This is a genomic window from Agrobacterium sp. 22-3639C2 (genome assembly GCF_053522105.1).
Window position 1 is genome coordinate 407,576 of the sequence record NZ_JBNWDB010000002.1, and the last position, 16,485, is coordinate 424,060.

Annotated in this window: 12 protein-coding genes; 9 read left to right on the forward strand and 3 right to left on the reverse strand. The window is 59.9% G+C overall.

All coding sequences use genetic code 11. From position 1 onward, the window contains the following. Positions 1-128: 128 nt before the first annotated feature. Entirely contained in the window at positions 129-2,123 is a 1,995-nt protein-coding gene (locus ACQZ6D_RS09630) for a putative bifunctional diguanylate cyclase/phosphodiesterase (protein WP_019564592.1), read from the forward strand. 44 nt (positions 2,124-2,167) lie between these two features. On the opposite strand, the gene ACQZ6D_RS09635 is transcribed toward ACQZ6D_RS09630, so the two are convergent. Both ACQZ6D_RS09635 and ACQZ6D_RS09640 read right to left on the reverse strand, forming a co-directional pair. Continuing rightward, entirely contained in the window at positions 2,168-3,244 is a 1,077-nt protein-coding gene (locus ACQZ6D_RS09635; protein WP_019564593.1) for an Ldh family oxidoreductase, read from the reverse strand. 91 nt (positions 3,245-3,335) lie between these two features. Beyond that, entirely contained in the window at positions 3,336-6,044 is a 2,709-nt protein-coding gene (locus tag ACQZ6D_RS09640; RefSeq protein WP_448729884.1) for a DNA translocase FtsK, read from the reverse strand. Positions 6,045-6,419: 375 nt separating this feature from the next. On the opposite strand from ACQZ6D_RS09640, the gene ACQZ6D_RS09645 reads away from it, so the two are divergent. From ACQZ6D_RS09645 to ACQZ6D_RS09675, 7 genes are all read left to right on the forward strand, one after another. Further along, positions 6,420-8,030: an ABC transporter substrate-binding protein gene (locus ACQZ6D_RS09645; RefSeq protein ID WP_035199376.1), complete on the forward strand. Its 1,611-nt coding sequence runs from the start codon at positions 6,420-6,422 to the stop codon at positions 8,028-8,030. 9 nt (positions 8,031-8,039) lie between these two features. After that, the gene (locus ACQZ6D_RS09650) at positions 8,040-9,029 is read left to right on the forward strand and encodes an ABC transporter permease (protein ID WP_112152917.1); all 990 of its coding nucleotides are present in this window, start codon (positions 8,040-8,042) and stop codon (positions 9,027-9,029) included. Further along, complete coding sequence (locus ACQZ6D_RS09655) at positions 9,026-9,856, forward strand: ABC transporter permease (protein ID WP_448729885.1); 831 nt, start codon at positions 9,026-9,028, stop codon at positions 9,854-9,856. Before ACQZ6D_RS09650 ends, ACQZ6D_RS09655 begins: the two co-directional genes overlap by 4 nt. After that, positions 9,853-10,656: an ATP-binding cassette domain-containing protein gene (locus ACQZ6D_RS09660; protein ID WP_448729886.1), complete on the forward strand. Its 804-nt coding sequence runs from the start codon at positions 9,853-9,855 to the stop codon at positions 10,654-10,656. Before ACQZ6D_RS09655 ends, ACQZ6D_RS09660 begins: the two co-directional genes overlap by 4 nt. Continuing rightward, entirely contained in the window at positions 10,653-11,438 is a 786-nt protein-coding gene (locus tag ACQZ6D_RS09665; protein WP_448729887.1) for an ABC transporter ATP-binding protein, read from the forward strand. Before ACQZ6D_RS09660 ends, ACQZ6D_RS09665 begins: the two co-directional genes overlap by 4 nt. A 3-nt stretch (positions 11,439-11,441) precedes the next feature. Then, complete coding sequence (locus ACQZ6D_RS09670) at positions 11,442-12,548, forward strand: pyridoxal-phosphate-dependent aminotransferase family protein (protein WP_448729888.1); 1,107 nt, start codon at positions 11,442-11,444, stop codon at positions 12,546-12,548. Between the two features lie 170 nt (positions 12,549-12,718). Further along, positions 12,719-12,913, forward strand: coding sequence for a hypothetical protein (locus ACQZ6D_RS09675; protein WP_013761494.1), 195 nt, complete (start codon positions 12,719-12,721; stop codon positions 12,911-12,913). Positions 12,914-13,181: 268 nt separating this feature from the next. Here ACQZ6D_RS09675 and ACQZ6D_RS09680 read toward each other — a convergent pair whose 3' ends face one another. After that, entirely contained in the window at positions 13,182-14,993 is a 1,812-nt protein-coding gene (locus ACQZ6D_RS09680) for an IlvD/Edd family dehydratase (RefSeq protein ID WP_003510695.1), read from the reverse strand. A 520-nt stretch (positions 14,994-15,513) separates the two neighbouring features. On the opposite strand from ACQZ6D_RS09680, the gene ytfQ reads away from it, so the two are divergent. After that, the gene (gene ytfQ, locus ACQZ6D_RS09685) at positions 15,514-16,473 is read left to right on the forward strand and encodes a galactofuranose ABC transporter, galactofuranose-binding protein YtfQ (RefSeq protein ID WP_003510698.1); all 960 of its coding nucleotides are present in this window, start codon (positions 15,514-15,516) and stop codon (positions 16,471-16,473) included. Positions 16,474-16,485 lie beyond the last annotated feature (12 nt).

Sequence of the window (16,485 nt, forward strand, 5' to 3'; positions counted from 1 at the left end):
CTCTTGCTTTTCATGTTTCCGCCCGCATGGAGAGAAATCGGCAGGAAATCGCGCTTAGCGTGAAAGTACACGCAAAGGTCGAATAAGCATTTACTTGATAAAGTATACGCAACACTATGGGAAAGTGCATGAAGCACACGTTAGGCGAGGTGAGTGGACAGCAAGAATATCGGCGGCCGGACGCCCGGTTTTCTGATGAACTTCTTGCCCTTTACCAGCAGGAAGGCGAGCGTAGCCGCCGGGGTTCGATCAGGCGGGGCCTGTGGACGGCTGTTTTCATCTATCTGCTATTTGCCATTACCGACATCATTCTGGTGCCCGACGTCGCCTTTTACACCATAATCGCAAGAGTTATCGTCGTCCTGACGTCCCTGCTGACGCTCGAAATTCAATTGCGCATGGGCGCGAGCACCGCCGCACTTGACCTCACCTGCGCCACTGCGCTCGTCATGGGCTATATTGGCTGGCTTGTGCCCTCGCTCTTGACCGACAATCTCGAAAACATGTCCTATTACATGGTTTTCGGGGCGATTTTCATGATGGGCGCCAATCTGTTTTTCACCTTCCGCTTCCATCTTTCGCTCGTGTCATCGGGCATCATTCTCGTCACCTACTTTCTGGCGGCGACGCAGTTTCCCGAAGATGCGTTCTACAAGCTCGCTTTCGGCACCTTCTATATCTCCTGCTTCGTCTTCACCTCTTACGTGAACTGGAACCTGAACCGGGAACGCTACCACGTCTTTCTCAACGCACTGGAGGCCAAGGCCCAGCAGAAAGCGGCGGACGAGCGCGGGCAGGCGCTGTTGCGGCTTTCAAATACCGATTCTCTGACAGGCCTGCAGAACCGCCGCGCCATCGACCAGCATCTGCGCCTGTTGTGGGACAATTGGAGCAAGAAGGGGGAAGGTTTCGCCGTCTTTCTGATCGACGTGGATTTCTTCAAGAAATACAATGATCGCTATGGCCACCAGGAAGGCGACAAGTGCCTCGTGACAGTGGGCAACGCCCTGCAGGACGCGATCATCGACCATGGCGCCTCCATCGGCCGTTATGGCGGTGAGGAGTTCATCGTACTCGCTCCGTTCAAGTCCAGACAGCAGGTGGGTGAGCTTGCCGAAACCATCCGCCACACCGTCGAAGACCTGTCGCTTTCGCACGATCAGCGCCGGGACGGAACCTTCATCGTCACCGTCAGCATTGGCGCGTCTTTCACCCGTCCCAATCCGGATGGCAAGCTCGAAAAGATCATCAACGAGGCCGACCGGGCGCTTTATATTGCCAAGGCCAATGGCCGCAATTGCATGAAGCTGTTCGATCCGGACGATCCGCAGACCAGCGACGAAACCGAAAATATCGCCGCACTTCTGAAAATCGCTGTCGCGGAAAACCTCGTTTCTCTCGTTTATCAGCCGATCCTCAACATATCGACCAACGAGACGGCGGGAGCCGAAGCGTTGATGCGGCTTCGCCTGCTCGACGGTGGCTCCGTTTCGCCCGGCACCTTTATCCCGATTGCCGAACGCACCGGCACGATAATGGAGCTCGGTCTCTGGACCATAAAGACCGCCTGCCGGCAGATACTCGCCGATGACAAGGTATCGGTGGTCAGCGTCAACGTATCGCCGATGCAGCTGAAGAATCCTGGTTTTGCCACTTCGGTCGCAGCGATCCTCGTTGAGGCGGGGATTGGCGGCGGCAGGCTGGCCTTCGAGATCACCGAGGGTCTGGATATGGAGATGCATTCGGATGTATTACGCTGTCTGAACGATCTGAAGACGCTCGGCATCAATATATGGCTGGATGATTTCGGAACCGGATTTGCGGGCCTCTCCTGGCTGCGGATGACGGATTTCGATACCGTAAAGATTGACCGCTCCTTCCTGCATGACAGCAAGACACCCCGCGGCCGGGCGATGTTGCAGGACATGATCCGTCTCATCCGCAATCGCGGCCACAAGATCCTGATCGAAGGCGTGGAGACGGAAGAGCAGCTGAGGCTCGTGCGCCAGCTCGAGATCGATTATGCGCAGGGTTATTATATCGGACGCCCGGTCGTCGCCGAAAGGCTGAACGTGGCGACTACCCCCTACCCGCAGCCCAAAATGCTACAGCGCCCCGCCTGACGATGCGATGGCGGCGGCAAGCGCCGTCACCGACACGCCCCGTCTTAGTGATATGCGGGCGGAATGATCGAGAATTTTGCCGCAAGTTCCGAAAACGCAGCACGCGTGACGGGATCGACAGGTGCGCCTTCCCTCTCCCGCTTTGCCGCTACCGCCCATTCCCGATCGCCCGGCGCCATGACCTTGCAGTCCTCCCGCGCTGGCGATCCCCGTAGTACCTCGAGATAGCGTTTCATGCCCTCGTCGAATACTTCGCGCTCAAGGAAGGCTTCGGGCTTCAACGCCAGGACGAAGGCCCCAAGCCCGCGCGGCTTGGAAAAATCTGGCCCCGACATTGGGGCGATATCGAAACTGAGCTTCATGCCGCTGAGAACGGCGCTAAAGATTTCCACCATTCCCGCAAGCGCCGCTCCCTTGAAACCAAAGGCACCGCCCAGCGGAGCCAGCATTTCAACGGCATTGGGGTTCTGCGTGTCGATACCGTCGCCATCAGACGCAACTCCTTCCGGCAATTGCTGTTCCAGGCTGCGGTAAAGCAGAACCCGGTTATAGGGCACGGCGCTGGTGGCCATGTCCAGAAGCCAGGGCATGTCATCGGCTGCCGGCACGCCGACTGCAATGGGGTTGGTGCCGTGGAAACGCATCGCGCCGTCATGCAGGCGCACGAAACTGTCGGAGTTGCAAAAGGCAATGCCGATATACCCCTGCCGCGCCGCCTCCAGCACGTAAGCGCCAGCGGGGCCGAAATGCGAGGAATTCCTGATCGCAACGGCGCCGATGCCGAATTTCCCAGCAAGCGCCATGGCGCTGTCCATGGCCGCATAGGTAGCGCGGGCGCCATGGGCATGGTCGGCATCGATCGTCTCCACTGCGCCGAAGCCGGACACGCGGCTGATCTGCGGCCGCGGATTGAGACGCCCGCCTTCAAGTCCTGCGATGTAGTGAGCAAGAAGCCGAACGCCGTGGCTGTCTACGCCCAGCCGTGTGCCATGCATCATGGCGCGGGTCGCCGCATCGGCGGTTTCATCATCGGTGCCGACAGCCAGGAAAACGGAACGGCAAAACCGCTCCAGTTCATCCAGCCTTGCGAGGACAGTGATATTTTCATTGCTGTGCGACATCAGGGGAACCTCCCGATTCCAGAATCCATGCCGCACAAGCTAGTCACGGGGCGCGTTTTTGCAATCGAATATCGCGCCCCGAATGGATCAATCAGTCGTCGCCGCCAATCGCCTCGTAGGTGTCGCGCTCACCGGCGATGATGGCGCGCTTGCCGACATGGTTGGCGGGACCGACAATGCCTTCCTGCTCCATACGCTCGACCAGGGAGGCGGCACGATTGTATCCGATCGACAGGCGGCGCTGGATATAGGAGGTGGAGCATTTCTTGTCGCGCATCACCACCTTAACGGCCTTTTCATAGAGATCGTCGCTATCGTCGTCGCCCATCGATGTCTTGTCGAAGACCGCCGTTTCCTCTTCCGCCTCGTCGTCAGCCTCGTCGGCGTCTTCCGTAACGGTACCGAGATATTCAGGCCGACCTTGGGTCTTCAGGTGCGCCACGACCTTTTCCACTTCCTCGTCCGACACGAACGGACCATGGACACGGGAGATGCGGCCGCCACCCATCATGTGCAGCATGTCGCCCTGGCCGAGCAGATGTTCGGCACCCTGTTCGCCAAGGATGGTGCGGCTGTCGATCTTCGAGGTCACCTGGAAGGAAATGCGGGTGGGGAAGTTGGCCTTGATCGTGCCGGTGATGACATCGACCGAGGGGCGTTGGGTGGCCATGATGAGATGGATACCGGCAGCGCGCGCCATCTGCGCAAGACGCTGGATCGCGCCTTCGATCTCCTTGCCTGCGACCATCATCAGGTCGGCCATCTCGTCGACGATGACGACGATATAGGGCATGGCGGTGAGGTCCATTTCCTCCTGCTCGTAGACAGCTTCGCCGGTTGCGCGGTCGAAGCCGGTCTGCACGTTGCAGAACACCGTCTCCCCTTTGGCGCGGGCGGCAGCGGCCCTTGCGTTGTAACCGTCGATATTGCGCACACCGAGACGCGACATCTTGCGATAGCGGTCTTCCATTTCGCGTACGGCCCATTTCAGTGCCATGACCGCCTTCTTCGGATCGGTGACGACAGGGGTCAGAAGATGCGGAATGCCGTCATAAACCGAAAGCTCGAGCATCTTGGGATCGACCATGATCAGCCGGCATTCCTCCGGCTTCAACCGGTAGAGCAGCGACAGGATCATGGTGTTGATGGCGACCGACTTGCCCGAACCGGTGGTACCGGCAACGAGCAGATGCGGCATCTTCGCCAGTTCGGCGATGACAGGTTCGCCGCCAATGGTCTTGCCAAGGCAAAGGGCCAGCTTCTGGCGGGTCTCGCTGTAATCGGTCGCTTCGATAAGCTCGCGCAGATAGACCGTCTCGCGCACCGGATTGGGAAGCTCGATACCGATGACATTGCGGCCGGGCACGACGGCTACACGCGCCGAGAGTGCCGACATCGAGCGGGCGATATCGTCCGACAGGCCGATAACGCGCGAGGACTTCACGCCGGGAGCGGGCTCGAATTCGTAAAGCGTCACAACTGGGCCGGGGCGCACATCGATGATCTCACCCTTGATGCCGAAATCCTCCAGCACGCTTTCCAGCAGGCCGGCGCTTTGCTCGAGCGCCTCCGGCGTCATGGTCGTGGTCTGCTGGACGCGAGCCTGCTGCAGAAGATCGATGGAGGGGTATTCATATTCGCCGTCTGCAAAGACCGGCGCTTCCCGGAACATAGGCTGCGAGGCCTGGATGGGCGCGCGGGGCGTGAAACGCGGCTCGGCAACGACTCTTTCCGCCAGCTGAACCTGCTCAACAGGCCTCTGCGGCTCAGCAACTGCGACCGTCTCCACGACCGGCTGCGGAGCGATCTCTGGTTCAACGACCTGAGTTGGGACTGGAATTGCAGGATGATGCACGCCGATTTCGCGGTAAAGCCTGATCGCTGAACCACCCGGAATCCTGATGACGGGCGGTACGGCCGAAAGCCGGATTGCCGGAGCGACCGGAGATGCGGATGCCAGCGTCGGGGCAATCGCAGGCGCCGTCAGCAACGGGTTTGCGAGAACGGTGCGCGCAGATGCGGGAAGGCCTTCGCCGGCGTCATCCGGCAGATCGAGCGTCATCACTTCCCAGAAAAGCTCATCCGGCAGATGGGCGGCAAAGGCGGGAATGGATGCCTGCGGCGTTACAACCTGTTCGACAGATGCGACCGACGCGGCGGGCAGCGGCTGAACAGGTGAATCGGTTCCCGGTACCGGCGCTTCGAAGACGGCGGCTGCATCAACCGGCTGAGGCGGCATCAGCGCTGCTGCAGCGGCTTCTTCCGCCTGTTTGCGCGCAAGCTCCAGTCGCAATTTGTAGGTCAGCGCCCTTGCGCCCCGCGCATCCGGCGGCTGCGGCAGAAACGGCATGCGTGGCGGTTGAATGCGCGGCTCCGGCGAATTTACGACCGTCGCAATTGCAGGCTCCTGTACAGTAGCCTCCGGCTGCACGACCATCTCAGGCTCGGCAGTTTCAGACAGGATGTCGGCGGGTGCCTCCTCTTCCGCAAGATGCGGCGTCTCGACCGGCATGCGCCGGCTAAAGGCGCTTTCCGGCGTGCGGGTGAAACGCACATTCGGGCCAAGCACGAAAGCATTCTGCCAGCCCGGCATTTCAGCGCGGCCTTCGATGGCGTCCGCAGCGCTGACATCGGCATTCGGCCGGGGCACAACACCCGCCTTCATTGCCGCGGCCTGCTCCTGACCGGCAACGGCCTTGTCGCCGGCATGACGAGCCTTATCGCTCCCCTCCCCTACGCTATTGGACGAATTCTGGAATCTGGATCGGGAGAAGCTCATGGCAGCGTGCACACTCATCATAAACGTACATATTTCGGTCTCCCTGAAATAGAAAATAAAGGTTAATTACCCCTTTCCAAACCGGGTCACGCAGGCAGAATTTCGCTTTAGCCACAGGTGAGACGTGACATGCACCAGCAAGGAATCGGCACTCCAAGCCTCTATATTTATTGCGTTAAATCAGTTTTTCATCGCCGTTTTACGGCAACGGGCGCGGCTTAAGAAAAGGGGAGTGGCGCCTTGAAGCATATTGTTTCCGCAAGCGGTCGCGCAACGTAAAATCATTGCTGTAAAGCCCGTGAATTAACGTGGACACTGCTGCGGTTGCAGTCTTAAGATCGGGCAGGCCGCGGCCCAGCGGAAAGGCCCGCCCGCCCTCATTCCGGAGTGAACCTCATGTCGCCTGTCCACCTGTCCCGCCGCTCGCTTCTCAAGACCTCGCTCCTTCTTGCCGCAACCACCGGACTTGCGGGCATTGCCGCCGCGCAGCAGTCAAAGCCCGGTGGGCGGTTGATCGTTGCGGCCGATTCGGAGCCGAAGAACCTCAACCCGGCCATCGTTGCCTCCAACGGCGTGTTCTATATCTCGAGCAAGATCGTTGAGCCGCTGGCGGAAGCCTCCTTCAATGGCAGGGACGGGCTGGAACCAAGGCTTGCGACGGAATGGCATGGATCGGAGGACGGTTTGAGTGCCACGTTCAAGCTGCGCGAAGGCGTGACCTGGCATGACGGCAAACCCTTCACCTCCGCAGATGTGGCCTTTTCCGCACTTTCGGTTTGGAAGCCGCTGCAAAACCTTGGGCGGCTGGTCTTTGCCAATCTTGAAAAAGTGGATACGCCTGATGACCACACGGCCATTTTCCGCTTCTCCAAGCCGACACCCTTCCAGCTCATCCGCAACGCTTTGCCGGTTGTCACCAGCGTCGTGCCGAAACACCTTTATGAAGGCAGCGATATCGCCACCAATCCGGCCAATACGAAACCAGTCGGCACCGGACCTTTCGTTTTTGCGGAATATAAGCCCGGCGAATATTACCGCCTGACCCGCAATCCCAATTACTGGGGCAAGAACCAGCCGCAACTCGATGAGATCATCTATCGCGTTCTGCCCGACCGGGCGGGCGCCGCTTCTGCGCTTGAAGCCGAAGAAATCCACCTCGCAGCCTTTTCCGCCGTGCCGCTTGCCGATCTTGCCCGCATCGCGAAGGAGCCGGGCATCAAGGTCATCCCGGAGGGTTACGAAGCCCTCACCTATCAGCTCGTCGTGGAGATCAACCACCGCCGCAAGGAGCTGGCCGACCTCAAGGTCAGGAAGGCGATCGCCCACGCCATCGACAAGAAATTCGTCATCGACAAGGTCTTCCTCGGTTACGCCACAGCATCGACCGGCCCCGTACCGAAAAATGCACCCCAGTTTTACACGGGAGACGTTGAAACATACGATTTCGACGTCGCCAAGGCGAACGCCCTGCTGGACGAGGCGGGTTATGCACGTGGAGCGAACGGAACGCGATTTTCACTGAAGCTTCTGCCGGCACCTTACTTCAATGAAACCAAGCAATTCGGTTCCTATCTTCGCCAGGCGCTACAGGAAATCGGCATCGATGCTGAGCTGGTCAACAATGATGCCGCCGCGCACCAGAAGGCCGTCTATACCGACCATGCCTTCGATCTCGCCATCGCGCCGCCGGTCTTCCGTGGCGATCCGGCGATCTCCACCACCATTCTCGTGCGCTCCGGCATTCCAGCCGGCGTCGGCTTCTCCAATCAGGGAGGCTATGAGAACAAGGCGCTCGATGCACTGATCGACAAGGCGGCGGAAACCGTGGACACGGCAGCCCGCACGGTACTCTACAAGGATTTCCAGAAGCAGGTCGCCGCCGATCTGCCGCTGATCAATGTCGCCGAATGGGGTTTCATCACGGTTGCGCGCGATACTGTCAAACACGTCGCCAGCAATCCACGCTGGGCCGTTTCCAACTGGGCGGATACGGTGGTCGGCACCTGAGGAAGCGCCGTGAGGCGCGCGGCGACATTGCTACGGCGAAGGGTGATCAGCGCCATTCCAGTGCTGCTGATCGTTCTGGTCTTTACCTTCGTGCTGCTTGAAAACGCATCCGGTGACGCGGTTGACGCCTATCTCGTCTCCATCGGCGGCGGCGACGCCGGACTGCGGGATGCCCTGCGCGAGCAATATGGTCTGAACGGTTCGGTGTTGGCCCGCTTCTGGCTTTACGCCAGCTCGGTGCTGCGACTTGATTTCGGCTGGTCGCTTGCGTTTGACCGACCGGTGCTGGGGCTAATCCTCGAACGGCTGCCGAACACGCTGCTCCTGATGGGCAGTGCCACCGCACTTGCTTTCGTCATCGGCACCGCGCTCGGCATCCTGGCGGGCGCCCGTCCCGGCGGGTTGACCGACCGGGTACTCTCGGCCCTGTCGCTGGCGCTTTACGCCACGCCGGGCTTCTGGCTCGGCCTTGTGCTCGCCATCGTCTTTGCCGTGCAACTGAGGTGGCTGCCAACATCCGGCATCGAAACCATCGCATCCGGAAAACAGGGATTTGCACGGGCGCTCGATATTGCCCGCCATCTTGTCCTGCCGGTCGCCAGTCTCGGGCTGATCTATCTGGCGCTTTTCCTGCGCGTCATGCGTACTGCCATGGCGGCGGTCTGGCCGCTGGATTTCGTGCTCTTCGCCAAGGCCAAGGGGCTTTCGAGACGGCGGATCGTGCTGCGCCATGTCGCACGCAACGCCGCACTGCCCCTCGTCACCGTGCTTGGCCTGCAAGCGGCAACCATGCTCGGCGGCAGCGTGGTGATCGAGAGCGTTTTTGCCATTCCCGGTTTTGGCCGGCTTGCACAGGAAGCCGTCAGCGGCCGCGACACACCGCTCTTGATGGGCATTATTCTGACAAGCGCCGTTTTCGTTATCCTGATCAATCTCGTCGTTGATATTCTCTATGCCGTGTTCGATCCGCGCATCGGCAGCGGGGAGCAACAGACATGAGTTTCACTCTCCGGCTCCTGCGCAGTTTCGAAGGTGCGGCAGGTGCCATCATCCTGACACTGCTAGCTGTGACGGCGCTCGCCGCTCCCCTTCTGTTTCCCGGTGACCCGCTGTCGATCGTCGGTGAGCCGCTCATCGCGCCCTTCTCCGACGCCGCCTCCCCCCTCGGCACCGACCGGTTGGGCCGCGATGTACTGGCGGGACTTGCCCACGGTGCGCAGGCATCCCTGCTCGTCGGCATCGGCGCTGCCGCTGCCGCCCTCATGATCGGCACCGTCGTCGGCACAATTGCCGGATTTGCCGGTGGACTCGTGGATGAGGCGCTGATGCGTGTTACCGACGCCTTCCAGATCGTGCCGAATTTCCTTCTGGCGCTCGCCTTCGTCAGCGCCATCGGCCCATCCATGCCCTTCGTCATCCTTGCGATTGCGCTTGGCGCCTGGGCGGATCCAGCACGGCTGATGCGGGCGCAGGTGTTGAGTATCCGCGAGCGGGATTACGTGCAGTCCGCCCGCGCCATCGGCATGTATCCGCTGGAGATCGCGTTTCGGCAAATACTTCCCAATGCGCTGCCGCCGGTTCTGGCGCTCGCCGCCATCATCGTCGCCGCCGCTATCCTCACCGAGGCGGCATTGTCCTTCCTCGGCCTTGGCGATCCGAATATCGTCACCTGGGGTTCGATGATCGCGGAAGGACGCAACGTCCTGCGCTCGGCGGCGTTTCTCTCCGTCATCCCCGGCATCGGTCTTCTGGTCACGGTTCTCGGCGTCTATCTTCTCGCGGAGGGAATCAACAAAGCGATGGCGACGAGGAAAGAAACGCCATGAGCGGCAATGCACTCTGCAGGATTGACGATCTCAGCGTCCGCTATGCGGCTGGCGACGGACCGGCACTGCAGGATATTTCGCTGACGATCCGGCAGGGACAAAGGCTGGCGATCATCGGCGAAAGCGGTTCGGGCAAATCGACGCTCGCCAAGGCAATTGCCGGGCTTCTGCCTGTGAGCGCACGGGTTTCCGGCGATATTTCCTGGAGCCGCGACAGCGGTCTTTTCACAGACAGGCCGCAGCCGGGTCGCGATATCGGCTATATTTTTCAGGATACCGGTGCGACGCTGAACCCGGTTCTCACCATCGGTGAACAGGTGGCGGAAGGCGCTGTGCGGCATCTGGGCCTTTCATGGAAGCAGGCACGAGATCTTGCCCGCGACCTTCTGGAACGGGTGCGTTTGCCGCATCCCACCCATCTCCTCGGCGCCTATCCGCACCAGCTTTCCGGCGGGCAAAGACAGCGTGTGGCGATTGCAGCCGCCATTGCCGCGCACCCCGCAATCCTGATCGCCGACGAGGCGACAAGCGCGCTCGACACGGTAAGCCAGGCCGCCATTGCCGCACTGCTGGATGGGCTGGTGCGTGAAGAAGAAAGAACGCTGGTCTTCGTCACCCATGATATTGGTCTTGCTTCCGGCCTTGCCGACGAGATCGCCGTTCTGCATGCCGGACGGCTGGTGGAGCACGGCACCACCAGGCGGGTGTTATCCGCGCCTGCGCACGACTATACGCGCGCACTGATCTCCGACTATCTCGACCTTTCGACACCGCCTCTGATCAATGAGGCCGCATCATGAACGAAGCCCTTCTGAGCGTAGAGAACCTCTCGAAAACCTACCGGACAGGCGCACGCACGGTGGAAGCACTGTCCGATATATCCTTTTCGCTTCAGCCCGGAGAGACGCTTGGGCTTGCCGGCCCCTCCGGCTGCGGAAAATCGACACTGGCACGCATCCTGATGCGGCTGATCCCGGCCGACGAAGGCACAGTCCGTTTCGAAAATCGCGACTGGCTGGCGCTTGATGGCGGCGAACTGCGCGCGGCGCGGCGGCATATGCAGATGGTGTTTCAGGATACGCATGGCGCGTTCAACCCGCGCGCCAGCGTCGAGGATGCCATAGGCGAACCGCTGCGTATTCATCGCATCGTCGAACGACGCGAACGCCCGATGGAAATCCGCCGCCTTCTCGAGCGAGTCGGGCTGCCCGCCAGCTATGCCGGCCGCTCGGTGTTCGAGCTTTCCGGCGGCCAGCGGCAGCGCGTGGCAATTGCCAGAGCCATCGCACTCAGACCATCCCTTCTCATTCTGGACGAGGCCGTTTCAGCGCTCGATGTCTCCGTACGCAGGCAAATTCTCGAACTGCTGGTCCAAATACAGCGAGAGACGGCCGTCGCCTGTATTTTCGTTTCCCACGACCTCGCGGTCATCCGCGCCGTCTGCCACCGCGTCGCCATCATGGAGGCGGGTCGGATCGTCGAGATCGGCAGGACAGCAAACATCGTTTCCACGCCGCAATCCTCGACCGCCAGAACCCTGATCGAGGCTGCGCCGCGCCTGACCACCACCACGCAAGGATAAGACATGCCCGCCCCGGATTACGCATTGCTGCTCGACCCGCCCGCCTTTCCAGCAGACCGTTACGCCGCTCTCGCCGACCGGCTGGCGGCGCTGATGGGCACGAATAACGATGTGCTTCTGGTACAGGCGGAAGCAGTGCTTGCGCTTGAAGCTGCGGCCACCAGCCTCGCGCGGCCTGGTCTGAGAGCGCTCAATATCGTCACTAGTCCCTATGGCGCGTGGTTTGGGGGCTGGCTGGAGCGTGGTGGCGCAACGGTTCGCAACCTGACCACCGCTCCGGCAAAGCCGATATCACTTCACGAGGTCGAGAGAGCGTTGGACGAAGGGCCAGGTTTTGATCTTCTCGCTATCGTGCACGCGGAATCCGCAAGCGGCATTCTCAACCCCCTGCCCGCCATTGCCGCGCTCGCCAAAGACAGAGGCATCGTCACGGTCGTCGATGCCGTCGCTTCCATCGGCGGCCATGCCTTCGAGGTTGACCAGCTCGGCATAGATATTGCGGTCATCGGCCCGCAAAAGGCGCTGGCAGGCCCGGCGGGCTTATCCGCCATCTCCGTCAGCGAAAGTGCCTGGAAACTTCTTTCACATGGCAATGCACCTGAAAACTCCATGCTTTCACTTCTCGACCAGAAGAAACTCTGGCTCGATACCGGCCGCGGCGCGCTCCCGGGAACACCTGCGCCGCTGGAATTCTATGCGCTGGAGGCGGCACTCGACCGGATAGAGGCAGAGGGTCTGGCATCCGCCAATGAACGCCACGAACGAGCGGCGACAGCCACTCGTAACGGCATCAGGGCCCTTGGTATACCGACGTGGGTGGAGGAGACTGACGCGTCTGCTCTGGTTTCGACAGCGATCTTGCCGGACACGGTGGATGCCGACGCATTTCTGGCGGCTGCGTCCAGGGAGCAAGGTGCGGATGTCTCGGGCGGTGTCGGTCCCGGTGCGGAACGGCTGATAAGGCTCAATCACACCGGCCGGCGCGCCAACCCGGATTCGGTGCAAGCCAATATCACCGCTGTTTCAAGCGCCCTGAGAAGCCTCGGCCATGCCGCAGATACCGATTCCGCGCTGGAAGCGGCCGAAAAAAGCTATTCCGGCACCTCCTAGAAGGGTCTCTGACAGCGCCGATAAACGTTCGTTGCGCGAAATCGGGTGCTGGCGGAACGTCAGTCACGCCATTGTTGTTAAAAATGGTAGACAAATTCCTTGGCCAATCTTGACGAAATCATGGCAACGCGCGAAACTTAACGCACTGTTAACTCGCGTGAAGAAGGGAAATGGCCATGGTAGCAGGGTTCAACATGCTCTCCTTTGACCTCTTTGGCATCGGCCGAAGAACGCCCGCCATAAACGAGCGGGTCGAGAAGGATTTGCAGGACAGGACGCCACGCAGACCGGACGACCAGTCCAACGATGACGACCGTGATCAGGAATACGAACTGTTCTTCTGGTCGCTTTATCCTGTGATTTAATTTATTAAGCGCAGGCTGACGGGGCGGTTGAAACGTCGTTTTCCCGTCCTGCGGCCTTGAGCCGAAATGTGCTCAGCGTAGCCTCAAACACGGTGAAACAGTCGATCCGTGACGTACACTTTAAACATGCAACGCCATCCTCGGGCTTGACCCGAGGATTTACAAAATCTCGAACAATCAAATATTTGCAGATGCTCTGGACAAAGCCCGGGCATGACGATGGAAAGGGCAAACCCCTTTCCATCAAAGAGCCGTAAACGGCCCTGCCTTAGTGGTTGTCGCGCGGCAGACCCTTGGTTTGCGCAATGCGCTGATACTTCACGGCCGGTTCCAGAACCGCGCCGGTTTCCATCTGGCTGACGATGCCGCGCTGGATTTCCTGCCATGGCGTCTGGTGATCGGGGTACTTGAAGCCGCCCTCGGCGGAGAGCGTTTCGTAACGCTTGGCCAGTTCCTCGCCGGAAATCAGGATGTCGGCCTTACCACGACCCACATCGATACGAACGCGGTCACCCGTCTGCAAGATGGCCAGACCACCGCCTGCCGCTGCTTCCGGAGAAGCGTTGAGGATGGACGGGCTGCCAGACGTGCCGGACTGGCGGCCGTCACCGATGCAGGGCAGCGAATTGACGCCTTCCTTCAAGAGATAGTCAGGCGCACGCATGTTCACCACTTCTGCCGCACCCGGATAACCGATCGGACCGGCACCGCGCATGAAGAGAACGGTGTTGGCGTCGATCTTCAGCGACGGATCGTCGATGCGGTGATGGTAATCTTCCGGACCGTCGAACACCACGGCACGGCCTTCGAAGGCTTCCGGGTCGTTCGGGTTCGAGAGATAACGCTTGCGGAATTCTTCCGAGATCACGCTCGTCTTCATGATGGCAGAGGAGAACAGGTTGCCGCGCAGAACACGGAAACCGGCGCGCTCCTTGAGCGGCTGGTCATAGGGACGGATGACCTTTTCGTCTTCGATGATGGCACCACGGCAATTGTCGCCGATGGTTTTGCCATTCACGGTCATGGCGTCTTCCATGATGAGCCCCTGGGTCATCAGCTGGTTGACGACAGCCGGAACGCCGCCGGCATGGTAATAATCCTCGCCGAGATATTCACCGGCCGGCTGCAGGTTGACGAGCAGCGGCACGTCTTCACCGTAGGTCTGCCAGTCATCGACCGTCAGTTCAACGCCGACATGGCGTGCTAGGCCGTTCAGATGGATCGGCGCGTTGGTGGAGCCACCGATGGCCGAGTTGACGCGGATGGCGTTGATGAAGGCATCCTTGGTCATGATGTCGGAAGGCTTAAGGTCTTCCTTGACCATTTCGACGATGCGAAGGCCGGTGAGATAGGAGATTTCCTGACGGTCGCGGTAAGGCGCCGGAATAGCGGCCGAGCCGGGCAGCTGCATGCCGAGTGCTTCGGCAAGCGAGTTCATCGTCGTCGCCGTGCCCATGGTGTTGCAATAGCCGGTGGAAGGTGCGGAAGAAGCGACGAGCTTGACGAAGCCTTGATAATCGATCTCGCCCTTGGCCAGCAGTTCACGCGCTTTCCAGACGATGGTGCCGGAACCGGTGCGCTCGCCACGGAACCAGCCGTTCAGCATGGGGCCGACGGAAAGGGCGATGGCCGGAATGTTGACGGTGGCCGCCGCCATAAGACAGGCAGGCGTGGTCTTGTCGCAGCCGATGGTCAGAACAACGCCGTCGAGCGGATAGCCGTAAAGCACTTCCACGAGGCCGAGATAGGCGAGGTTGCGATCGAGACCCGCCGTCGGGCGCTTGCCGGTTTCCTGGATCGGATGCACCGGAAATTCAATGGCAATGCCGCCCGCTTCACGAATGCCTTCGCGCAGGCGATGCGCCAGCTCCAGATGGTGGCGATTGCAGGGCGAAAGGTCCGAGCCGGTCTGCGCGATGCCGATGATAGGGCGATCGGACTGAAGCTCGGCCTGGCTGAGACCGAAGTTCATGTAACGCTCGAGATAAAGCGCGGTCATATCAGCGTTTGCGGGGTTATCGAACCACGCGCGCGAACGAAGCTTGCCTTGGGTTGCGGGCAGATTGTCGGATTTGGTCATGATGCGGTCTCCAGCCGGAAGTGGCCAACGGTAAAATATTACGAAATGCGACAAGCTTATGTTGTGCGCAAGGAAAATGGAATCAGCTTCTCGGAAGCACGCATAACCGACAGACGAGCGCCAGACGAGTGACCTGGAGCCGTTCTTCAGCTTTAGCCGAATATTTTTCGGTGTTTACGACCATACCGACGTTGCGCAATGGCCTCTTCCCTCCCTGCCTTGCCGGATTGTAACTGACCCGAGGCCCCACATTCCGTCACGACCTGACTTGCTTATTTGTATTACTATTAGATAGCGGCGCGGCCTGTCAAGCCGGATCAGACTATATTGCGGGCGAGTTTTGCACGGCGCAGAAATTAGAATACACACAATAAGCCATTGATTTATAACTGTTTAATGCTGCACCTCCACGAAATCGGCATGACGTGAATTGGAAATCCGCTAAAAAACCCCTTTTCAAGAGTATTACTATATGCTCATAGTGACGTCGTCACGCTGACATCATTTCTGGGAGGATAAGATGAGAAAAGCTCTTGCGGCAATCACTGTCGCCGTTTCCGCATGCCTTGCATCCAGTGTTTCCGCACAATCGCTGACCGTCGGCTTCTCGCAGATCGGCTCCGAATCCGGATGGCGCGCCGCTGAAACCACTGTCACCAAGCAGCAGGCCGAAAAGCGCGGCGTTACGCTGAAATTCGCCGACGCACAGCAGAAGCAGGAAAACCAGATCAAGGCCGTTCGCGGCTTCATCGCGCAGGGCGTCGATGCAATCCTGATCGCACCTGTCGTCGCAACCGGCTGGGACGCCGTGCTGAAGGAAGCAAAGGAAGAAAAAATTCCTGTCATCCTGCTCGATCGCCAGATCGAAGCGCCGGATGATCTTTACCTGACCGCGGTCACCTCGGATCAGGTTCACGAAGGCAAGGTTGCCGGCGACTGGCTCGTCAAGGATGTCGGCGCGAAGGACTGCAAGGTTGTCGAATTGCAGGGCACGACCGGCTCTTCGCCCGCCATCAACCGTAAAAAGGGCTTCGAAGAAGCCATCGCTTCGCACAAGAACATCAAGATCGTGCGCTCACAGACGGGTGACTTCACCCGTACCAAGGGCAAGGAAGTGATGGAAAGCTTCATCAAGGCCGAAGGCGGCGGCAAGGATATCTGTGCCGTGTACGCTCACAATGACGACATGGCCGTCGGCGCGATCCAGGCGATCAAGGAAGCCGGCCTGAAGCCGGGATCCGACATCAAGGTCGTGTCCATCGATGCCGTACCTGACATCTTCAAGGCCATGGCCGCCGGTGAAGCCAATGCGACGGTGGAACTGACACCTGACATGGCCGGTCCTGCCTTCGACGCTCTCGAAGCCTATCTGAAAGACAAAAAGGCACCGGCGAAGTGGATTCAGACCGAATCCAAGCTCTACACAGCGTCTGACGACCCGATGAAGGTCTACGAGGCGAAGAAGGGTCTGGGTTACTAATAGACCCCTTAT

Bases quoted from the DNA above. Each gene is read 5' to 3' on its own strand.
- ACQZ6D_RS09630 (WP_019564592.1), top strand. From the start codon at position 129: ATGAAGCACACGTTAGGCGAGGTGAGTGGACAGCAAGAATATCGGCGG.
- ACQZ6D_RS09635 (WP_019564593.1), bottom strand. From the start codon at position 3,244: ATGTCGCACAGCAATGAAAATATCACTGTCCTCGCAAGGCTGGATGAA.
- ACQZ6D_RS09640 (WP_448729884.1), bottom strand. From the start codon at position 6,044: ATGATGAGTGTGCACGCTGCCATGAGCTTCTCCCGATCCAGATTCCAG.
- ACQZ6D_RS09645 (WP_035199376.1), top strand. From the start codon at position 6,420: ATGTCGCCTGTCCACCTGTCCCGCCGCTCGCTTCTCAAGACCTCGCTC.
- ACQZ6D_RS09655 (WP_448729885.1), top strand. From the start codon at position 9,026: ATGAGTTTCACTCTCCGGCTCCTGCGCAGTTTCGAAGGTGCGGCAGGT.
- ACQZ6D_RS09660 (WP_448729886.1), top strand. From the start codon at position 9,853: ATGAGCGGCAATGCACTCTGCAGGATTGACGATCTCAGCGTCCGCTAT.
- ACQZ6D_RS09665 (WP_448729887.1), top strand. From the start codon at position 10,653: ATGAACGAAGCCCTTCTGAGCGTAGAGAACCTCTCGAAAACCTACCGG.
- ACQZ6D_RS09670 (WP_448729888.1), top strand. From the start codon at position 11,442: ATGCCCGCCCCGGATTACGCATTGCTGCTCGACCCGCCCGCCTTTCCA.
- ACQZ6D_RS09675 (WP_013761494.1), top strand. From the start codon at position 12,719: ATGGCCATGGTAGCAGGGTTCAACATGCTCTCCTTTGACCTCTTTGGC.
- ACQZ6D_RS09680 (WP_003510695.1), bottom strand. From the start codon at position 14,993: ATGACCAAATCCGACAATCTGCCCGCAACCCAAGGCAAGCTTCGTTCG.
- ytfQ (WP_003510698.1), top strand. From the start codon at position 15,514: ATGAGAAAAGCTCTTGCGGCAATCACTGTCGCCGTTTCCGCATGCCTT.